At 67.9% G+C, this 17,826-nt stretch carries 11 protein-coding genes and 1 pseudogene; 5 read left to right on the top strand and 7 right to left on the bottom strand.

Translation table 11 applies throughout. The features are described from left to right. Positions 1-12 precede the first annotated feature (12 nt). The gene (locus tag H165_RS0104535) at positions 13-3,123 is read left to right on the top strand and encodes a transglycosylase domain-containing protein (protein ID WP_017937726.1); all 3,111 of its coding nucleotides are present in this window, start codon (positions 13-15) and stop codon (positions 3,121-3,123) included. A 4-nt stretch (positions 3,124-3,127) separates the two neighbouring features. Here H165_RS0104535 and H165_RS19565 read toward each other — a convergent pair whose 3' ends face one another. Then, complete coding sequence (locus tag H165_RS19565; protein WP_017937725.1) at positions 3,128-3,265, bottom strand: hypothetical protein; 138 nt, start codon at positions 3,263-3,265, stop codon at positions 3,128-3,130. Positions 3,266-3,309: 44 nt separating this feature from the next. Between H165_RS19565 and H165_RS0104525 the strand changes: the two are divergent. Continuing rightward, positions 3,310-3,488 (top strand): annotated as a pseudogene (locus H165_RS0104525) (LysR family transcriptional regulator); the annotation flags it as partial. A 135-nt stretch (positions 3,489-3,623) separates the two neighbouring features. Here the strand turns inward: H165_RS0104525 and putP are convergent. The 4 genes from putP to H165_RS0104505 form a co-directional block, all read right to left on the bottom strand. Then, positions 3,624-5,114 (bottom strand): sodium/proline symporter PutP, encoded by a 1,491-nt coding sequence (putP, locus tag H165_RS0104520; protein ID WP_026146353.1) that lies wholly within the window; start codon positions 5,112-5,114, stop codon positions 3,624-3,626. 222 nt (positions 5,115-5,336) lie between these two features. Continuing rightward, positions 5,337-8,504, bottom strand: a complete 3,168-nt coding sequence (putA, locus tag H165_RS0104515) for a bifunctional proline dehydrogenase/L-glutamate gamma-semialdehyde dehydrogenase PutA (protein WP_017937723.1) — start codon at positions 8,502-8,504, stop codon at positions 5,337-5,339. Between the two features lie 230 nt (positions 8,505-8,734). Further along, positions 8,735-10,798, bottom strand: coding sequence for a TonB-dependent receptor (locus H165_RS0104510; protein ID WP_017937722.1), 2,064 nt, complete (start codon positions 10,796-10,798; stop codon positions 8,735-8,737). A 162-nt stretch (positions 10,799-10,960) separates the two neighbouring features. Then, complete coding sequence (locus tag H165_RS0104505; protein ID WP_017937721.1) at positions 10,961-11,713, bottom strand: helix-turn-helix domain-containing protein; 753 nt, start codon at positions 11,711-11,713, stop codon at positions 10,961-10,963. A gap of 154 nt (positions 11,714-11,867) precedes the next feature. On the opposite strand from H165_RS0104505, the gene lon reads away from it, so the two are divergent. Beyond that, a complete protein-coding gene (gene lon / locus H165_RS0104500; protein ID WP_017937720.1) occupies positions 11,868-14,264 on the top strand; it encodes an endopeptidase La in 2,397 nt (798 codons plus the stop codon). Between the two features lie 31 nt (positions 14,265-14,295). Here the strand turns inward: lon and H165_RS0104495 are convergent, their stop codons facing one another. Then, complete coding sequence (locus H165_RS0104495) at positions 14,296-15,855, bottom strand: sigma-54-dependent phenylalanine hydroxylase transcriptional regulator PhhR (protein ID WP_017937719.1); 1,560 nt, start codon at positions 15,853-15,855, stop codon at positions 14,296-14,298. A gap of 276 nt (positions 15,856-16,131) precedes the next feature. On the opposite strand from H165_RS0104495, the gene phhA reads away from it, so the two are divergent. Next, positions 16,132-16,917, top strand: a complete 786-nt coding sequence (phhA, locus tag H165_RS0104490; RefSeq protein ID WP_017937718.1) for a phenylalanine 4-monooxygenase — start codon at positions 16,132-16,134, stop codon at positions 16,915-16,917. A gap of 72 nt (positions 16,918-16,989) precedes the next feature. After that, entirely contained in the window at positions 16,990-17,343 is a 354-nt protein-coding gene (locus tag H165_RS0104485; protein WP_017937717.1) for a 4a-hydroxytetrahydrobiopterin dehydratase, read from the top strand. Between the two features lie 24 nt (positions 17,344-17,367). On the opposite strand, the gene arfB is transcribed toward H165_RS0104485, so the two are convergent. After that, the gene (gene arfB / locus H165_RS0104480) at positions 17,368-17,781 is read right to left on the bottom strand and encodes an alternative ribosome rescue aminoacyl-tRNA hydrolase ArfB (RefSeq protein WP_017937716.1); all 414 of its coding nucleotides are present in this window, start codon (positions 17,779-17,781) and stop codon (positions 17,368-17,370) included. Positions 17,782-17,826 lie beyond the last annotated feature (45 nt).

Here is a 17,826-nt window from a genome sequence, read left to right as displayed (position 1 = left end):
GCCAAGATTTACATGGGCGCACAATGGCAAACGGATGCACCTGACACGGCTGTCCCCATCAGCAGCCCGCCTGAGCTTCATCATTCCCGCCTCCACGAGCCCCGTCGCCCTCTCCGCCCGTATTTCTGGCTGGTCCTGCTGCTGATCCTCGCCCTCCTCGGCCTGCTCCTTGCCCACGAGTTGCACACCGCCAGCCTGCAGTCGCGACAGATCAGCCAGTACGCCAGCACCCTCACCTACCGGCTCGAGCAGGGCCCCAGCCCGGCGATTCGCTTTCCCGAGGCCGGGCCCTTCGATTTGCGCCTCGGCTACGCCCTAATGCCTCAGCTGCTGGAGCGCCTGACTCGCCGCGACTACCTGATCGAGCAGCAGGTGCGCTTCTCCCCGCCTCTGCTCGACTATGCCCAGCACGGTTTCCACGTGCCCTACGAAGAGAAGACCCAGGCCGGGCTGAGCATCCTCGACTGCCGCGGCGAGCCGATCTACGACTTCCGCTACCCGCAGCAGTACTACCCGAGCTTCGAAAGCATCCCACCGCTGATCGTCGACAGCCTGCTGTTCATCGAGAACCGCCATCTACTGGACCCCGAACAGCCCCACGCCAACCCTGCGGTGGACTGGCCGCGCTTCGCCATGGCGGCCTGGACACAGATCGGCAAGCGCCTCGACCTGGACGGCCAGTCCGCCGGCGGCAGCACCCTGGCCACCCAGCTGGAGAAGTTCCGACACTCGCCGGAAGGCCGCACCGCCACGCCGACCGAGAAGCTGATGCAGATGGCCTCGGCCAGCGTGCGCGCCTACCGGCAGGGCCCGGACACCCAGGAGGCGCGGCGCAACATCATCCGCGACTACCTGAACAGCGTGCCGCTCTCCGCCGCGCCCGGGCACGGCGAGGTCCACGGCCTGGCCGACGGCCTGCGCATCTGGTACGGCGCCGATTTCCGGCAGGTCAACGCCCTCCTCGCCGCCCCCGCCCACCCGGACGCCAACCTGGCGGCCCGCGGCCTGGCCCTGCGCCAGGTGCTGTCGCTGATCATCGCCCAGCGCCGCCCCTCCTATTACCTGACCCGCGGCCGCGCCGAGCTGAACGCGCTGACCGACAGCCATCTGCGCCTGCTCGCCAAGGGCGGGGTGATCGCCCCGTCGCTGCGCGACGCCGCGCTGGCCGCCGAGCTGCGTTTCCGCGATCTGGTGCAGCAGCCGGCGGTGCAGCCGATGGAGATCAACAAGGGCATCAGCGTGGCGCGCAGCCGCCTGTCGATGCTGCTCGGTCTGCCACTCTACGACCTCGACCGCCTCGACCTCTCGGCCACCACCACCCTCAACGCCGAGCTGCAGAGCCAGGTCACCGACTACCTGCGGCGCCTGGCCGACCCGGAGTTCGCCGAGCAGATCGGCCTGTACGGCGAGCGCCTGCTGTCCCCGGAGAAGACCGCCGAGGTACGCTACAGCTTCACCCTCTTCGAGCGCACCGCCGACGGCGCGCGGGTGCGGGTGCAGACCGACAGCACCCGCCAGCCCTTCGACATCAACGAAGGCAGCAAGCTGGAGCTGGGCTCCACCGCCAAGCTGCGGGTGCTGGCCACCTACCTGGAGATCATCGCCGAACTGCACCAGCGCCATGCTGGACGGACGTCCGCCGAGCTGCGCCAAGTGGAAGTGGCCGACAACGACTTCATCAGCCGCTGGGCCATCGACTACCTGATCGCCCACCCACACGGCGACCTGCCGGCCATGCTCGAGGCCGCGCTGGACCGCAAGTACTCGGCCAGCCCCTACGAGCGCTTCTTCACCGGCGGCGGCCTACATACCTTCAGCAACTTCCGCCGCGAGGACAACGGCCGCCGGCCGACCCTGCGCGAAGCGCTGCGCGAGTCCATCAACCTGCCGTTCATCCGTCTGATGCGCGACATCGTTCGCTACAGCATCTACCAGGCGCCGTACAACAGCGCCGAGCTGCTCAGGGACGACAGCCACCCGCGCCGCCAGGAATACCTGGCACGCTTCGCCGACCGCGAAGGCATCGTCTATCTGCGGCGCTTCTGGAACAAGTACCAGGGCAAGAGCGCCGCCGAGCGCCTGGAGACCTTCCTCGACGGCCTGCGCCCCACCGCCACCCGGCTCGCCGCGGTACACCGCTACCTGATGCCAGAGGCCGACGAGGCCACCTTCGGAGCCTTCGTCAACGCCCACCTGCCCCACGAGAAGATCGGCCCGCAACGCATCCACGAGCTGTACGTGAAGTACGGCCCCGGCGCCTTCGACCTGTCCGACCAGGGCTACATCGCCCGGGTCCACCCGCTGGAGCTGTGGCTGCTCGGCTACCTGCAGAACAACCCGCAGGCTACCTTCAAGGATGCCGTGGCGGCCAGCGACTACGAGCGCCAGGAAGTCTACGGCTGGCTGTTCAAGAGCCGCCACCGCAGCGCCCGCGACGTGCGCATCCGCACCATGCTGGAGGTGGAGGCCTTCCTCGACATCCACCGGCGCTGGCAGCGCCTGGGCTATCCCTTCGACCACCTGGTGCCGTCCCTGGCCACCGCCATCGGCAGCTCCGGCGACCGTCCGGCGGCGCTGGCCGAGCTGATGGGCATCATCCAGAACGACGGGGTGCGCCTGCCCACGGTGCGCATCGACAGCCTGCACTTCGCCGCCGACACCCCCTACGAGACGCGCCTGGGCATGGCCCCGGGGCGCGGCGAGCAGGTCATGCGGCCGGAAGTCGCCGCCGCCCTGCGCGGGGTGCTCAGCCAGGTGGTGGAAAGCGGCACCGCACGGCGTCTGGCCGGCAACTTCCAGCTCGCCGACGGCACCCCGCTGGTGGTCGGCGGCAAGACCGGCACCGGCGACAACCGCATCGAGACGGTGACCCGCGGCGGCCACGTGCTCAGCTCACGGGCCATGAACCGCACCGCCACCTTCGCCTTCTACCTGGGCGACCGTCACTACGGCACCCTCACCGCCTTCGTGCCGGGCCGCGCCGCGGAAGCCTTCCGCTTCACCTCGGCGTTGCCGGTGCAGGTACTCAAGGGCATGGAACCGATCCTGCGCCCCTACCTGGAGCCGGGCCGCGAAACCCTGTGCCGCCCGACCCGGCCCCGGCCTTCCATGCGGGCCGGCTGAGCGCCTAGAAACACCCTGCCAGCTCCAGCAGGGAGCGCTCGGCGTAGGCGCAGAGCGGGCGAAGGTCGCCGCCGTCCTCGTCCGCCACGGCGATCGCCGTGACGTCCTCGATACCGATGAAGCCGAGCCCCCCGGAGATCAACCTGCGCCTGGACGCCAGTACCGGGCTCTACGCCCGGACTGACAGGCCTGGCGCTGGCCGGCACCATCCTGGTCTCGAAAGCCTGGCCAGCGGTCTGCTGGTGCAGTACCGGCCGGAGATCGGCGTGCCCGGTGCCGGCTACTCGCTGCTCTGCGTGCCGGGGCGCGAGCGTCATCCGCCGGTGCGGGCATTCTGCGAATGGCTGGCCCACGAGCTGGGCTGAAGGGATGAAAAAAACCGGCCCACGGGGCCGGTCGAAGCACATCGGGTCGCAGGTGTGCCCCGGGACGAGGGCATGAACGGACCTCCTCCCGACCCCGGACGGCGCGCGACCAACTCGCCGCCCGGGCTGAAGGCGTCAGATGTGCGCGTCCTGGTATTCCTTCTCGGCCTTGGCGAAGCTCTCCAGCATGCTCTGGCTCGGCCCCTGGCCGACGCGGCTGAAGATCAGGATGGCCAGGGTGGCGAGGATGAAGCCGGGGATGATCTCGTACAGGCCCAGGCCGATGAACTCCTTCCACACCACCACGGTCACCGCGCCCGTGATCATCCCGGCCAGGGCGCCGTTGCGGGTCATGCCCTTCCACATCACCGAGAGGATCACCACCGGACCGAAGGAGGCGCCGAAGCCGGCCCAGGCGTAGGCCACCAGGCCAAGCACCTTGCTGTCCGGGTTGTAGGCGATTCCGATGGCCACCAGTGCGATCAGCAGCACCATCAGACGGCCCACCCAGACCAGCTCGCGCTGCGAGGCATCCTTGCGCAGGAAGGCCTTGTAGAAGTCCTCGGTCAGGGCGCTGGAGCTGACCAGCAGCTGGCAGCTCAGGGTGCTCATCACCGCGGCGAGGACACCGGACAGGACGATGCCGGCGATCCAGGGGTTGAAGAGGATCTTGGTCAGCTCGATGAACACCCGCTCGCCGTTCTGGCTGACCGGACCGGCCAGCTCGGGGTGGCTGCCGAAGTAGGCGATGCCGAAGAAGCCGGCGGCCACCGCGCCGCCCAGGCAGAGGATCATCCAGCTCATGCCGATGCGCCGCGCGCGGGGAATCGACTTCACCGAGTCGGCGGCCATGAAGCGCACCAGGATGTGCGGCTGGCCGAAGTAGCCCAGCCCCCAGGCCATCAGGGAGATGATGGCCAGGAAGGACAGGTTGCGGAACATGTCGAAATGCGAAGGATCCACCTGCTCGATGGTGGCCATGGCCACGTCCATGTCGCCCATGGCGAGGATCACGAACACCGGGGTGATCAGCAGAGCGAAGAGCATCATGGTGGCCTGCACGGTGTCGGTCCAGCTGACCGCCAGGAAGCCGCCGATGAACACGTAGACGATGGTGGCCGCGGCGCCGATCCACAGCGCGTACTCGTAGGCCACGCCGAAGATGCTCTCGAACAGGCGGGCGCCGGCGACGATGCCGGAGGCACAGTAGATGGTGAAGAACACCAGGATCACCAGCGCCGAGAAGATGCGCAGCAGGCGGCTGCGGTCCTCGAAGCGGTTGGTGAAGTAGTCGGGCAGGGTCAGGGCGTTACCATTGTGCTCGGTCTGCACACGCAGGCGCCCGGCGACGAACAGCCAGTTCAGGTAGGCCCCGATGATCAGGCCGATGGCGATCCAGCTTTCCGAGATGCCGGCGACGAAGATCGCCCCCGGCAGGCCCATCAGCAGCCAGCCGCTCATGTCCGAGGCGCCGGCCGACAACGCGGTCACCAGACTGCCGAGGCTACGGCCGCCGAGGATGTAGTCGGAGAAGTTCTTGGTGGCACGGTAGGCGATGAAGCCGATCAGCACCATCGCCAGAATGTAGACCACAAAGGTGATCACTGTTGGGTTGCTTGCACTCATTGGGGGGCTCCCCTGTAGTTTGTTTTTTTTAATCCAGCAGCGAAGGGTGCTCGCTGCAGTGGCAGATTGACGATCGCTCATGGCGTTCGCCGGTTCGGTGCCAGGAGGCCGGAACACCTGCTCCCGAATACAGCCCTCGGACTGGCAGACCGTTGACGACGCGCAAGGCCTCGTCGATACGCGAACGGGCGACGACCTCGTCGGCCGCCGCCCGTTCGCGCCTTACTCCGCTTCGCGCAGGGACAGCAGCGAAGCGTTGCCGCCCACCGCAGTGGTGTTCACCGAGGTGGTGCGTTCGTTGACGAAGCGCAGCAGGTAGCTGGGCCCGCCGGCCTTGGGTCCGGTACCGGACAGGCCGCAGCCGCCGAACGGCTGGACGCCGACCACGGCGCCGATCTGGTTGCGGTTGACGTACAGGTTGCCGACCCGCGCCAGCGCCTCGATGCGCCTGGCGGTCTCCTCGTTGCGGCTGTGCACGCCAAGGGTCAGGCCGTAGCCGGTGGAGTTGATCTCGGCGACCACCTTCTCCAGGTCGGCGGCTTGGTAGCGCACCAGATGCAGGACCGGACCGAAGTTCTCCTTCTTCAGTTCTTGGATGCTGGCGATCTCGAAGGCCACCGGGGCCACGAAGTGGCCATTGAGCTCCTGCGGCAGGCGCGCCTCGGCGATCAGCCGGCCCTGCGCCTTGAGGCTGTCGATGTGCGCCTGCAGCGCGGCCTTGGCCTCGGCGTCGATCACCGGGCCGACGTCGCTCTCGCGCAGGTGGCTGGGGCCGACCTTCAGCTCGGCCATGGCGCCCTTGAGCAGCTCGATGATCCGCTCGGCGATGTCGGCCTGCACGTAGAGCACGCGCAATGCCGAGCAGCGCTGGCCGGCGCTGGTGAAGGCGGAGGCCAGGGCATCCTTGACCACCTGCTCGGGCAACGCGGTAGAGTCGACGATCATGGCGTTCTGCCCGCCGGTCTCGGCGATCAGGGTGGCGATCGGGCCCTCCTTCTCGGCCAGCTGACGGTTGATGATCCGCGCCGTCTCGGTGGAGCCTGTGAAGCACACCCCGGCGATGCGCGCGTCGCGGCAGAAAACCCCGCCCAGGGTGGCGCCGTCGCCGGGCAGGAAGGCGATCACGTCCTGCGGCAGGCCGGCCTCGAACATCAGTTCCAGGGCGCGCGCGGCGATCAGGCTGGTCTGCTCGGCGGGCTTGGCCAGCACGCAGTTGCCGGCCACCAGAGCGGCGGTGATCTGCCCCAGGTAGATGGCCAGCGGGAAGTTCCAGGGGCTGACGCAAGCGAAGATGCCGCGGCCTTCATGGAACAGCTCGTTGCGCTCGCCGGTGGGGCCGTGCAGCTCCTCGCGGCCGAGGCGCAGGCGCGCCTGCTGAGCGTAGTAGCGGCAGAAGTCGACGGCCTCGCGGACCTCGTCGATGCCGTCCTGCAGGGTCTTGCCGGCTTCCAGGGTGCACAGCGCCATCAGCTCGGCGCGGTTGTCTTCCAGCAGGTCGGCGAGGCGCTCGAGGACGGCGGCGCGCTCCTCCACCGGGGTGGCGTTCCAGCGCGGCCAGGCGGCGGACAGAGCGGCGATGGCCTGGCGGGCCTGCTCGGCACTGGCGAACTGGGCACTGCCGACCACCCGCTCGAGGTCGAACGGGCAGCGCACCTCATGGGGCTCGCCGGCCAACTTGCGGCCGTCGATAACCGGGGCGGCCTGCCACTGGCGGGAAAGATGCGGCTGGTAGGCGGCGGACAGTTCGTTCCACTGTTTCTGGATGTTCATGTTGATGCCTTGGGAGTTCTTCCGCATCGCGCCATAGAGCTGCGCGGGGAGCGGGATCTTGTCGTTGCCGAGGGATTTGAACTTGCGCAGCTGGGTCACCGGATGGTCGATCAGGGACTCCACCGGCACGCGCGGGTCGACCAGTTGGTGGACGAACGAGGAGTTGGCGCCGTTCTCCAGCAGGCGGCGCACCAGGTAGGGCAGCAGGTCCTTGTGGGCACCCACCGGCGCGTAGATGCGCACGTTCTTGCCGTGCTTCTCGATCACCGTGTCGTAGAGGGCGTCGCCCATGCCGTGCAGGCGCTGGAACTCGAACTCGCGGTCGCCGGCCATGCGCAGGATGCAACTCACGGTGTGGGCGTTGTGGCTGGCGAACTGCGGATAGATCACCCCGCGGGTGAAGTCCGAGAGCAAAAAGCGCGCGCAGGCCAGGTAGGAGGTGTCGGTGCCTTCCTTGCGGGTAAACACCGGATAGCCGTCCAGGCCCTGCACCTGACACTGCTTGATCTCGCTGTCCCAGTAGGCGCCCTTGACCAGACGCACCGGCAGGCGCTCGCCGAGCTCCTTGCCCAGCAGGGTCAGCCACACCAGCACCGGCAGACAGCGCTTGGAATAGGCCTGCACCACCAGGCCGAACTCGCCCCAGCCGGCGATCGCCGGGTCGCGCAGCAGCTTCTCGAACAGCTCCAGGGACAGCTCCAGGCGGTCGGCCTCCTCGGCGTCGATGGTGATGCCGACGTTCAGCTGGCGGGCGCGGATCGCCAGCTCGCGGACGTTGGCGAACAGCTCGGAAAGCACCCGCTCGCGCTGCGCCACTTCATAGCGCGGGTGCAGGGCGGAGAGCTTGATGGAGATCGACGGCCGCGGGCCGGGACCGACCTGCGGCTCGGCCCCCACCGCGTCGATGGCCTGGCGGTAGTCCTCCATGTACTTCTCGGCGTCCGCAGCGGTCAACGCCGCCTCGCCGAGCATGTCGAAGGAGTAGGTATAGCCGCGCTCACGGTACGCGCGGCCGTTCTTCAGCGCCTCGGCGATGCTGCGGCCGAGCACGAACTGCTTGCCCATCAGCTTCATGGCCTGGTTCATGGCGGCGCGGATCACCGGCTCGCCGGAGCGCTGGATCAGCTTGCCGAGCACGCTCTTCGGGCGGCCGTCGACGGTTTCCGGGTCCACCACCTTGCCGGTCATCACCAGCCCCCAGGCGGCGAAGTTGACCAGCACGTTGTCGCTCTTGCCGAGGTGCCGCTCCCACTCGGCCGCGCTCAGCTTGTCGCGGATCAGCGCGTCGGCGGTAGCGGCGTCCGGCACGCGCAGCAGAGCCTCGGCCAGGCACATGAGCATCAGACCTTCCTGGGTATCGAGGCTGTACTGGCGCAGCAGGGCGTCGAGGGTGTCGACGGCGTTGTCACGGCTGCGCACCTGTTCGATCAGCTCGCGGGCATCGCGGCGGATGGCCTCGATGCCCTCCGGGCCGGGGTCGGCGAGCTGGAGCAGCTCTTCGAGATAGGCGGCTTCGTCAACGCTGTAGTTGGCGCTGATCAGGGGGAAGAAATCCGCCGCCTTTTGGGAGGAGATCCGGGTAAGGAACTCGTCCTGCAAGACGCGACTGGCTTGAAACATCACGCCCATCCTCTTGTGGAGTTGTTGGTCTTATGGGTCTAGCGCAGGAATCTCAAGCGAACCAATGCGCATTGGTTCTGACGCAACGTCCTGCGCCGGGTTGGCGGAATTTAGAGGCAGGCGGTCGGCGGCTTCTTGCCGGAAGCTCTGGAATTTTTGCGAAAAACTACGGGGCGGGGCCGGCAGCGACGCGACGGTCGCTGCCGGGCAAGCGGATGCGCGGCCGGGCTTCAGAAGCTCAGACGCACGCCCAGGGTGAGGTTGCGCCCGGGCAGCAGCACCTCGTCCTTGAGGAAGGAGGTGTGCTCGCGGGCCTTGCTGTCCAGTAGGTTGTCGCCGCGCAGATAGACCAGGTAGTCGGTCGGTCCGAGGCTGCCGTGGTAACCGAGGCTGGCGCCGAGCATGTTGTAGCCGCCGGTCTCCGCCTCGTAATCGGCGGTGTGCTCCTGGCGCAGCACCCGGTAGAACTCCAGCTGGCCATCCAGGGCCGGGGTGAAGCGCTGCTCCAGACGCATACCCAGGCGGTCGGCGGGAATCCGCGGCAGGTCGCCGCCGCCATCCCGCAGCTTGCCGCGCACATGGTCGCCGAACAGGCCGAAGGCGAAACTCTCCGTGGCCTGGAAGCGCAGCTCGCCCTCGGCGCCGGTGAGCACCGCGTCCTGCTGGCGGTACTCGATCTGCCGGTAGCCGGAGCCCGGTCTGATGCCGGTGTCGGCGGCGTAGATGAAATCCTCCACCTGGTTGCGGAACAGGCTGAGGCTGAAGGTCGTACGCCCGGCGAACTTGCGCAGGGTCAGCTCTGCGTTGTGGGCGGTTTCCTCGTCCAGCTCGGGGTTGCCGAGCTCGATGGTGCGGGTCGCGGCGTGAGGCCCCTTGGCGTACAACTCCTCGGCAGTGGGCAGGCGCTGCGAGCGGGACAGCGAGAAGCCCAGGGAATAGTCGGGAGCGAAGGTCCAGACCGCGCCGGCGGATAGCGAGGTGCCACGGTGCTTGCTATCGACCTGGCCGTCGGCGTCGATGTCCTGCCATTCGTGGCGCAGGCCCAGCTCGTAGCGCCAGTCGCCGCGGCGGTATTCCTCGAGGAGGAAGAGCGCCTGGTTGCGGGTCAGGGTCGGCGGCACATAGGCTTCCTCGCCACGGGCCTCGAAGTCGCGGCGGCTGGTCTGCGCGCCGAGCACCCCGTGCCAGCCGAACAGCGGCCGGTGGGTCAGTTCCAGGCGGGCGTCGCTGGCCTGGCTGTCGAAGCGGGTGGCCGCCTCCCCGGCTTCCATCTCGCGGTGCTGGTAGTCGCTATAGCCGACCCGCAGACGGGCGCTCTCGAAGCCGGCGAAGGGATCATGCAGCTCGCCACGCAGATCCCAGCGGTTCTGTTCCATGTCGATGTAGGGCACGCCCTCGTCCGCGTGGTCATGCTCATCATGACCGACGTGACCGTCATGACCATGGCCATGGTCGTGCTCGTCCACGCAGTGCCAGCGCGTGCCGTGGGTGTGGCAGTCGGCGTGGGCATGGCCGAGCAGGCCGTAGCGGTTCTCCTGACGGCTGAAAGCCAGGCCCAGATAGCCGCGCTCGCCGATCCAGCTGGCTCCCAAGCTGCCGCTCTGGGTGTCGTTGTAGGAGCCACTCTGCTTGTCCGAACGGGGCTCGCCCTCGGCGCCGGGGATCTCGTATTCGTCGGCGTCGCGCTTCAGCCCCTCGACGCGCAGGGCAAAGTTGCCGGCCCCGGCGGTAAGGCCGAACAGCCCGGTGCTCTCGTCGGCCACGCTGTTGCCGCGCCATTCCAGCTCGGCCTCATAGCCCTTCTCGGGGACCCGGGTGGGCACCCGCTTGTCGATCACGTTGACCACCCCGCCAATGGCCCCGCCGCCGTACAGCAGGGTCGCCGGACCCTTCAGCACCTCGATGCGCTCGGCCAGCAGGGGTTCGCTGGTCACCGCATGGTCGGGGCTCAGGGTGGATGCGTCGAGCACGTCGGCCCCGTCGGCCAGCACCTTGACCCGCGCACCGTCCAGCCCGCGGATCACCGGGCGATTGGCGCCGGCGCCGAAGGAGCTGCCGCGCACGCCGGGCAGGGAGTCCAAACTGCCGCCCAGGGTGGCCTGGCGGCGCCGGACCAGTTCGTCGCCTTCCAGCACGGCCACCGGGGTAGTCAGCTCCTCGGCCGGATGAACCAGCGGGCTGGCGCTGATCAGGCTGGACTGCAGCTCCAGCGGGGCACTCTCGGCAGCCGCGGCCGCCGCCGGCGCCAGAGCCGCGGCGACCGCCCAGCCCAGGGGATGACGAATCAACCTCATGAAAAACCTCTCGAACCTGTGATGTGGCGCATCCTTGCGATGCGCGGGTTGGCAGTAGCGGATCGGTCCGGCCGGGACAATCACAATGTTATACTGTAACAAAATAATCCCCGACTCAAGCCATTCAGCCTGGCGGCTGCTCTGCCATGGGGGCGCAAAGGGTTAGCGATCCAGGCGCAGTCGCTTGGGGGTCAGCCCCAGATAGCGACGCATGCTGGTGGTCAGCGCGCTCTGACTGGAGAAGCCGCACTCCTCGGCGATGCGCACCAGCGGCAGCTGGGTTTCGCGCAGCAGGCGGGAGGCGTGGTCGAGGCGGGTCTTCAGCAGGTACTGGTGGGGGGTGAGGCCGACGCTGTCCTTGAACTGGGCGTGGAAGTGGCTGGGACTCAGGCAGACCACGCTGGCCAGCTCGGCGACGCTGATGCGTCGCGACAGGTGCTGGACGATGTAGGCGTCCAGGCGCTCCAGGTCCAGGCTGGTCGGCACGCGCCGCGGCTGCTCGCCGAACAGGCGCAGGTGCAGGGCGCGCAGCAGCAGGCCACCGAGGGCGCGGGCCAGCTGCGGGTCGCTGCCGTAACGTTCCAGCTCGCTGCCGGCATAGCTGAGCAGCTGCTGGAAGTCGGCATCCAGGGCCGGGTAGCGCGGGTAATCGAACAGTCGGCCGAGCAGCTCCAGATCCTCGGGCGGGGTGTCCCGCTCGTCCAGGTCGAGGATCAGCATGCGGTTGTCGCCCATGCCGGCGAACTGGTGCTCGGCATCCCCCGGCACCAGGCAGGCGCGCATCCGGCACACCTCGCCGCCGCGGCCGTTGACCTCGAACTCGGCGCGCCCGGCCAGCGACATCACCAGCTGGTGGTAGTCGTGGGTGTGTTCCTGGGCCTGGTCGTCGAGGCGGATGAGTCGGGCTCTGAGCATGGCGGGGCCTGGTCAAATTTTGCGCACTTTACCCCAGCCGTCCGCGACTTCACAAACCCTGCCGGATGCGCCTGCCCCCGGATCAGCGCCGCGGGATTGAAATCCCCGGCGCCCAACCCATCTATGCAGTAACGCAGAGAACCAAGGTTGCCTCATGACCGACCAGGACCATACCCCCGAAATCGTCGAGGAAGACGCCCCCCGCTATCCCCGCGGCCTGACCCTGCATGCGCAGACCCTGCCGGAACGGATCTACGTCATCCCAATCCACAACCGCCCGTTCTTCCCAGCTCAGGTGTTGCCGGTGATCGTCAACGAGGATCCCTGGGCCGAAACCCTGGAGCGGGTGGCCAACACCGACCACAAGTGCCTAGCGCTGTTCTACGTCGACACCCCGTTCACCGACGCCGCCAGCTTCGACCCCGACTCCCTGCCCCAGCACGGCACCCTGGTGCGCATCCACCACGCCTCGCGGGAAGGCGGCAAGCTGCAGTTCGTCGCCCAGGGCCTGTCCCGGGTGCGCATCAGCGGCTGGCTGAGCCGCAAGCCGCCCTACCTGGTGGAAGTCACCTACCCGCATACCACCATCGAGGACAGCGACGAGGTCAAGGCCTACGGCATGGCGCTGATCAACGCCATCAAGGAGCTGCTACCGCTCAATCCGCTGTACAGCGAGGAGCTGAAGAACTACCTGAACCGCTTCAGCCCCAACGACCCCTCGCCGCTCACCGACTTCGCCGCGGCCCTGACCACCGCCCCCGGCGCCGAGCTGCAGGAGGTGCTGGACACCGTGCCCATGCTCAAGCGCATGGAGAAGGTGCTGCCGCTGCTGCGCAAGGAAGTGGAGGTGGCGCGCCTGCAGAACGAGCTGGCCGCCGAGGTGAACCGCAAGATCGGCGAGCATCAGCGGCAGTTCTTCCTCAAGGAGCAGCTGAAGATCATCCAGCAGGAGCTGGGCATCACCAAGGACGACAAGAGTGCCGACGCCGACGAGTTCCGCGCGCGTCTGGAGGGCAAGACCCTACCGCCGCAGGCGCAGAAGCGCATCGACGAGGAGCTCAACAAGCTGTCGATCCTCGAGACCGGCTCCCCGGAATACGCGGTGACCCGCAACTATCTGGACTGGGCCACCTCGGTGCCCTGGGGGGTGTACGGCGAGGACCGCCTGGACCTGGACTACGCCCACAAGGTGCTCGACAAGCACCATGCCGGTCTCGAGGACGTCAAGGACCGCATCATCGAGTTCCTTGCCGTGGGCGCCTTCAAGGGCGAGATCGCCGGCTCCATCCTGCTCCTGGTGGGCCCGCCCGGGGTCGGCAAGACCAGCATCGGCAAGTCCATCGCCGAATCCCTGGGGCGGCCGTTCTACCGCTTCAGCGTCGGCGGCATGCGTGACGAGGCGGAGATCAAGGGCCACCGGCGCACCTACATCGGCGCCCTGCCCGGCAAGCTGGTGCAGGCGCTGAAGGAAGTCGAAGTGATGAACCCGGTGATCATGCTCGACGAGATCGACAAGATGGGCGCCAGCTACCAGGGCGACCCCGCCTCGGCGCTGCTGGAGACCCTGGATCCGGAGCAGAACGTCGAGTTCCTCGACCACTACCTGGACCTGCGCCTGGACCTGTCCAAGGTGCTGTTCGTCTGCACCGCCAACACCCTGGACTCGATCCCCGGCCCGCTGCTCGATCGCATGGAGGTGATCCGCCTGTCCGGCTACATCGCCGAGGAGAAACTGGCCATCGCCAAGCGCCACCTGTGGCCCAAGCAGCTGGCCAAGGCCGGCGTGCCGAAGAACCGCCTGAGCATCAGCGACGCGGCACTGCGGGCGCTGATCGAGGGCTATGCCCGCGAGGCCGGGGTGCGCCAGCTGGAGAAGCAAATCGGCAAGCTGATCCGCAAGGCGGTGATCCAGCTGCTCAAGGATCCCGAGGCCAAGGTGCGGATCGGCGCCAAGGACCTGGAACGCTACCTGGGCATGCCGGTGTTCCGCACCGAGCAACTGATCTCCGGGGTCGGCGTGGTCACCGGCCTGGCCTGGACCAGCATGGGGGGTGCCACCCTGCCCATCGAGGCGACCCGCATCCATACCCTGAACCGCGGCTTCAAGCTCACCGGCCAGCTCGGCGAGGTGATGAAGGAATCGGCGGAGATCGCCTACAGCTACGTCAGCTCGCACCTCAAGCAGTTCAAGGGCGACCCGAGCTTCTTCGACCAGGCCTTCGTGCACCTCCACGTGCCCGAGGGTGCCACGCCCAAGGACGGCCCCAGCGCCGGCATCACCATGGCCAGCGCCCTGCTTTCCCTGGCCCGCAACCAGGCGCCGAAGAAGGGCGTGGCGATGACCGGCGAGCTGACCCTCACCGGCCAGGTGCTGGCGATCGGCGGAGTGCGCGAGAAGGTGATCGCCGCGCGGCGGCAGAAGATCCACGAACTGATCCTGCCGGAGGCCAACCGCGGCGACTTCCAGGAGCTGCCGGAGCACCTCAAGGAAGGCCTGACCGTGCACTTCGCGCGGCGCTTCGCCGACGTGGTCAAGGTGCTGTTCGACTGACCCTCCGAACCGGGGCCGGCATGCCGGCCCCTCAGCTCTTGTCCTTCCCCACCCCGTACTGGCGCAGCTTGTTGGCGATGGTGGTGTGCGACACCCCCAGCCGCCGGCCCAACTGGCGGCTGCTCGGGTGCTCGGCGTAGAGCCGCTCCAGCACCGCCTTCTCGAAGCGCCCGAGGATCTCCTCCAAGCTGCCGTCCAGGGAAAAATCTCCCAGCGGCTGCGGCGCGCCGTAGTCCGGAAGGCGGATGTGCTCCGGCCTGACCAGTCCGCCCTCGCACAGCGACACCGCCTGGAACAGCACGTTCTCCAACTGGCGCACGTTGCCCGGCCAGTGGTAGTGACGCAGCTTGTCCATGGCCTGCGGCGACAGCTTCGGCAGCGGGCAGCCAATCAGCCGGCTGGCCTGGTCAATGAAGTGCTCGGCCAGCGGCTCCAGGCCGTCCAGACACTCGCGCAGCGGCGGGATGTGCAGCGAGAGGACGTTGAGGCGGTGGTAGAGGTCCTGGCGGAACTCGCCGCGGGCGCACAGCTCGGAGAGGTCCACCTGGGTGGCGCAGATCACCCGCACGTCCAGGTACACTTCCTCGTCGCTGCCGACCCGGCGGAAGCAGCCGTCCTGCAGGAAGCGCAGCAGCTTGGCCTGCAGCCGCGGGCTCATCTCGCCGACGCCGTCGAGGAACAGGGTGCCGCCGGCGGTCAGCTCCAGCAGGCCGAGCTTGCCTTCCGGGCGCGCGCCCTCGAAGGCGCCGGGGCCGTAGCCGAACAGCTCGGTCTCGGCCATGGACTCCGGCAGGCCGGCACAGTTGAGCGCCATGAACGGCGCCTGGCCGCGCGGGCTGGCCAGGTGGCAGGCGCGGGCCAGCAGCTCCTTGCCGGTGCCGGTCTCGCCCTCGATCAGCAGCGGCGCATCCAGCGGCGCCATGCGCCGGGCCTCGCGAACCACCGCGGCCATCACCTTCGAGCTCTGGAAGATCGAGTCGAAGCCACGCAGCTCGTGCTTGCGCACGTTGTAGATGCGCTCGCCGACTCGGTCGGCGCGGTGCAGGGTGAGCACCGCGCCGGCCAGCGCGTCGCTCTCGTCGTGCTCGGTCTGCAGCGGCGCGATGTCGGCGAGGAAGCTGTCGCCCTTGACCTTGACCCGCAGGCCGTTGATCCGCGACTTGTTGGCGCGCACCAGCTCGGGCAGGTCGAAATCCTCCACGTAGCGCGCCAGCGGGATGCCCGGCACCTCGTCGACGCGCACGCCGAGCAGTTGCGCCGCCGCACGGTTGGCCGCGACGATCGAGCCGCCCATGTCGATGGACAGCACCGGGAAATCCAGGGCGCCGAGCAGCGCATTGAGCTCCAGGTGGCGACGCTCGCTGGGCATCAGGCCGACGCGCTTGACGCCGAACACCCCGGGAATAGCCTCCAGCTTGGGCCGCAGGGCCTGGAACTGCAGGTTGATCAGGTTCGGGCAGTGCAGGTAGATGGCGTTGCCCTGCTCGCCCCCGACCTCGCCACGGGCGACGTTGATGCCGTAATCGACCAGCAGGTTGAGGATGTCGCGCAGGATGCCGACGCGGTTCTGGCAGTGGACTTTGATGCGCATGCAAGGCCTCACGCTCGGACCGGACTCTGGGGCTCCAGGCCCTGCCCCGCGGCGGCGGGATCCTTCTGTCCGGCGTCATTATTTTCCGTAAAGATTACGTGACGATTCCTCCGCCCGCCAAGGCGATGTTCCAAACATTTGGCGAAGACGTAATGGTTTCTTTACGAAAAACTCCGGCGCGCGTGGCCTGCTTCCCGCCAGGCGACCTGCCGGCCCGGGCGCCTACGCGCTACAAAGGCCTCAATACAACAACAAGGCTCCGCTTGAGGAGGCGCGATGAAACAGACCCAGTACGTGGCCCGGCAACCCGACGCAACCGGCTTCATCCACTACAGCGAAGCCGAGCACGGCGTCTGGCAGACCCTGATCGAGCGCCAGCTCCAGGTGATCGAGGGGCGTGCCTGCCAGGAATACCTGGACGGCATCGAGCAGCTCGCCCTGCCCCATGAGCGCATTCCGCAACTCGCCGAGATCAACCGCGTACTGGAAAGCACCACAGGCTGGCGCGTCGCCCGGGTGCCGGCGCTGATCCCCTTCCAGACCTTCTTCGAGCTGCTGGCCGACAAGCAGTTCCCGGTCGCCACCTTCATCCGCACCCGGGAAGAGCTGGACTACCTACAGGAGCCGGACATCTTCCACGAGATCTTCGGCCACTGTCCGCTGCTGACCAACCCCTGGTTCGCCGAATTCACCCACACTTACGGCCGCCTGGGCCTGGCCGCCAGCAAGGAGGAGCGCGTCTACCTGGCGCGCCTGTACTGGATGACCGTGGAATTCGGCCTGGTCGACACCCCGCAGGGCCGGCGCATCTACGGCGGCGGCATCCTCTCCTCACCGAAGGAGACCCTCTACTGCCTGTCCGATGTGCCCGAGCACCTGCCCTTCGACCCGCTCGAGGCGATGCGCACCCCCTATCGCATCGACATCCTGCAACCGCTGTACTTCGTGCTGCCGGACCTCGAGCGGCTGTTCTCCCTGGCTCACGAGGACATCATGAGTCTGGTCCACCAGGCCATGCGGCTCGGCCTGCACGCCCCGAAATTCCCGCCCAAGGCGGCCTAGGATCATCCTCCCCGCGTCCCCGGGAGTGAGATCATCCAGCTACTTTCGCCACCAAAGACCAAGGAACCTGCCATGAGCCTTGCCCAAGCCCAATGCGAAGCCTGCCGCGCCGATGCGCCCCACGTCAGCGAGGAGGAGCTGGCCGAGCTGATCCGCGAGATCCCCGACTGGCACATCGAGGTGCGTGACGGCCACATGGAACTGGAGCGGGTGTTCCGCTTCAAGAACTTCCGCTACGCCCTGGCCTTCACCAATGCGGTGGGCGCCCTCGCCGAGGAAGTCGGCCACCACCCTGCCCTGCTCACCGAATGGGGCAAGGTCACCGTCACTTGGTGGAGCCACGAGCTGAAGGGCTTGCACCGCAACGACTTCATCATGGCCGCACGCACCGACCTGCTGGCCGCCAGCGCCGAGGGACGCAAGTAGCCCGCAGCGGGTCGGCAGTCCTCCCTAGTAGTCCACCCGCCCGCGGCCGGCCTTGATCGCCCCGCGCCGGGCCTTGCCGTCCAGGCGGCGGCGCTGCGAGGCCCGGGTGGGCTTGGTCGGGCGGCGCTTCTTCTCCACCACCGCGGCCTGGCGGATCAGTTCCACCAGGCGCTCCAGGGCATCGGCGCGGTTCTGCTCCTGGGTACGGTAGCGCTGCGCCTTGATGACGATCACCCCGTCGGCGGAGATGCGGCTGTCGCGCAGCGTCAGCAGGCGCTCCTTGTAGAACGCCGGCAGCGACGAGGCCTGGCTGTCGAAGCGCAGGTGCACGGCGCTGGACAGCTTGTTGACGTTCTGCCCGCCGGCGCCCTGGGCGCGGATGAAGCTCAGCTCGATTTCGTCGTCGGGAATACCGACGCTGTTGGAGATCTGCAGCATGCTCTGCCCCTGGAGGTGGAAGACCAGGATAGCGCCGGGGCGGAC

This window comes from Pseudomonas thermotolerans DSM 14292, assembly GCF_000364625.1.
Taxonomy (GTDB): domain Bacteria; phylum Pseudomonadota; class Gammaproteobacteria; order Pseudomonadales; family Pseudomonadaceae; genus Aquipseudomonas; species Aquipseudomonas thermotolerans.
The sequence above is the reverse complement of the archived record's forward strand: the minus strand, read 5'-3'. Positions and strand labels throughout refer to the sequence as shown.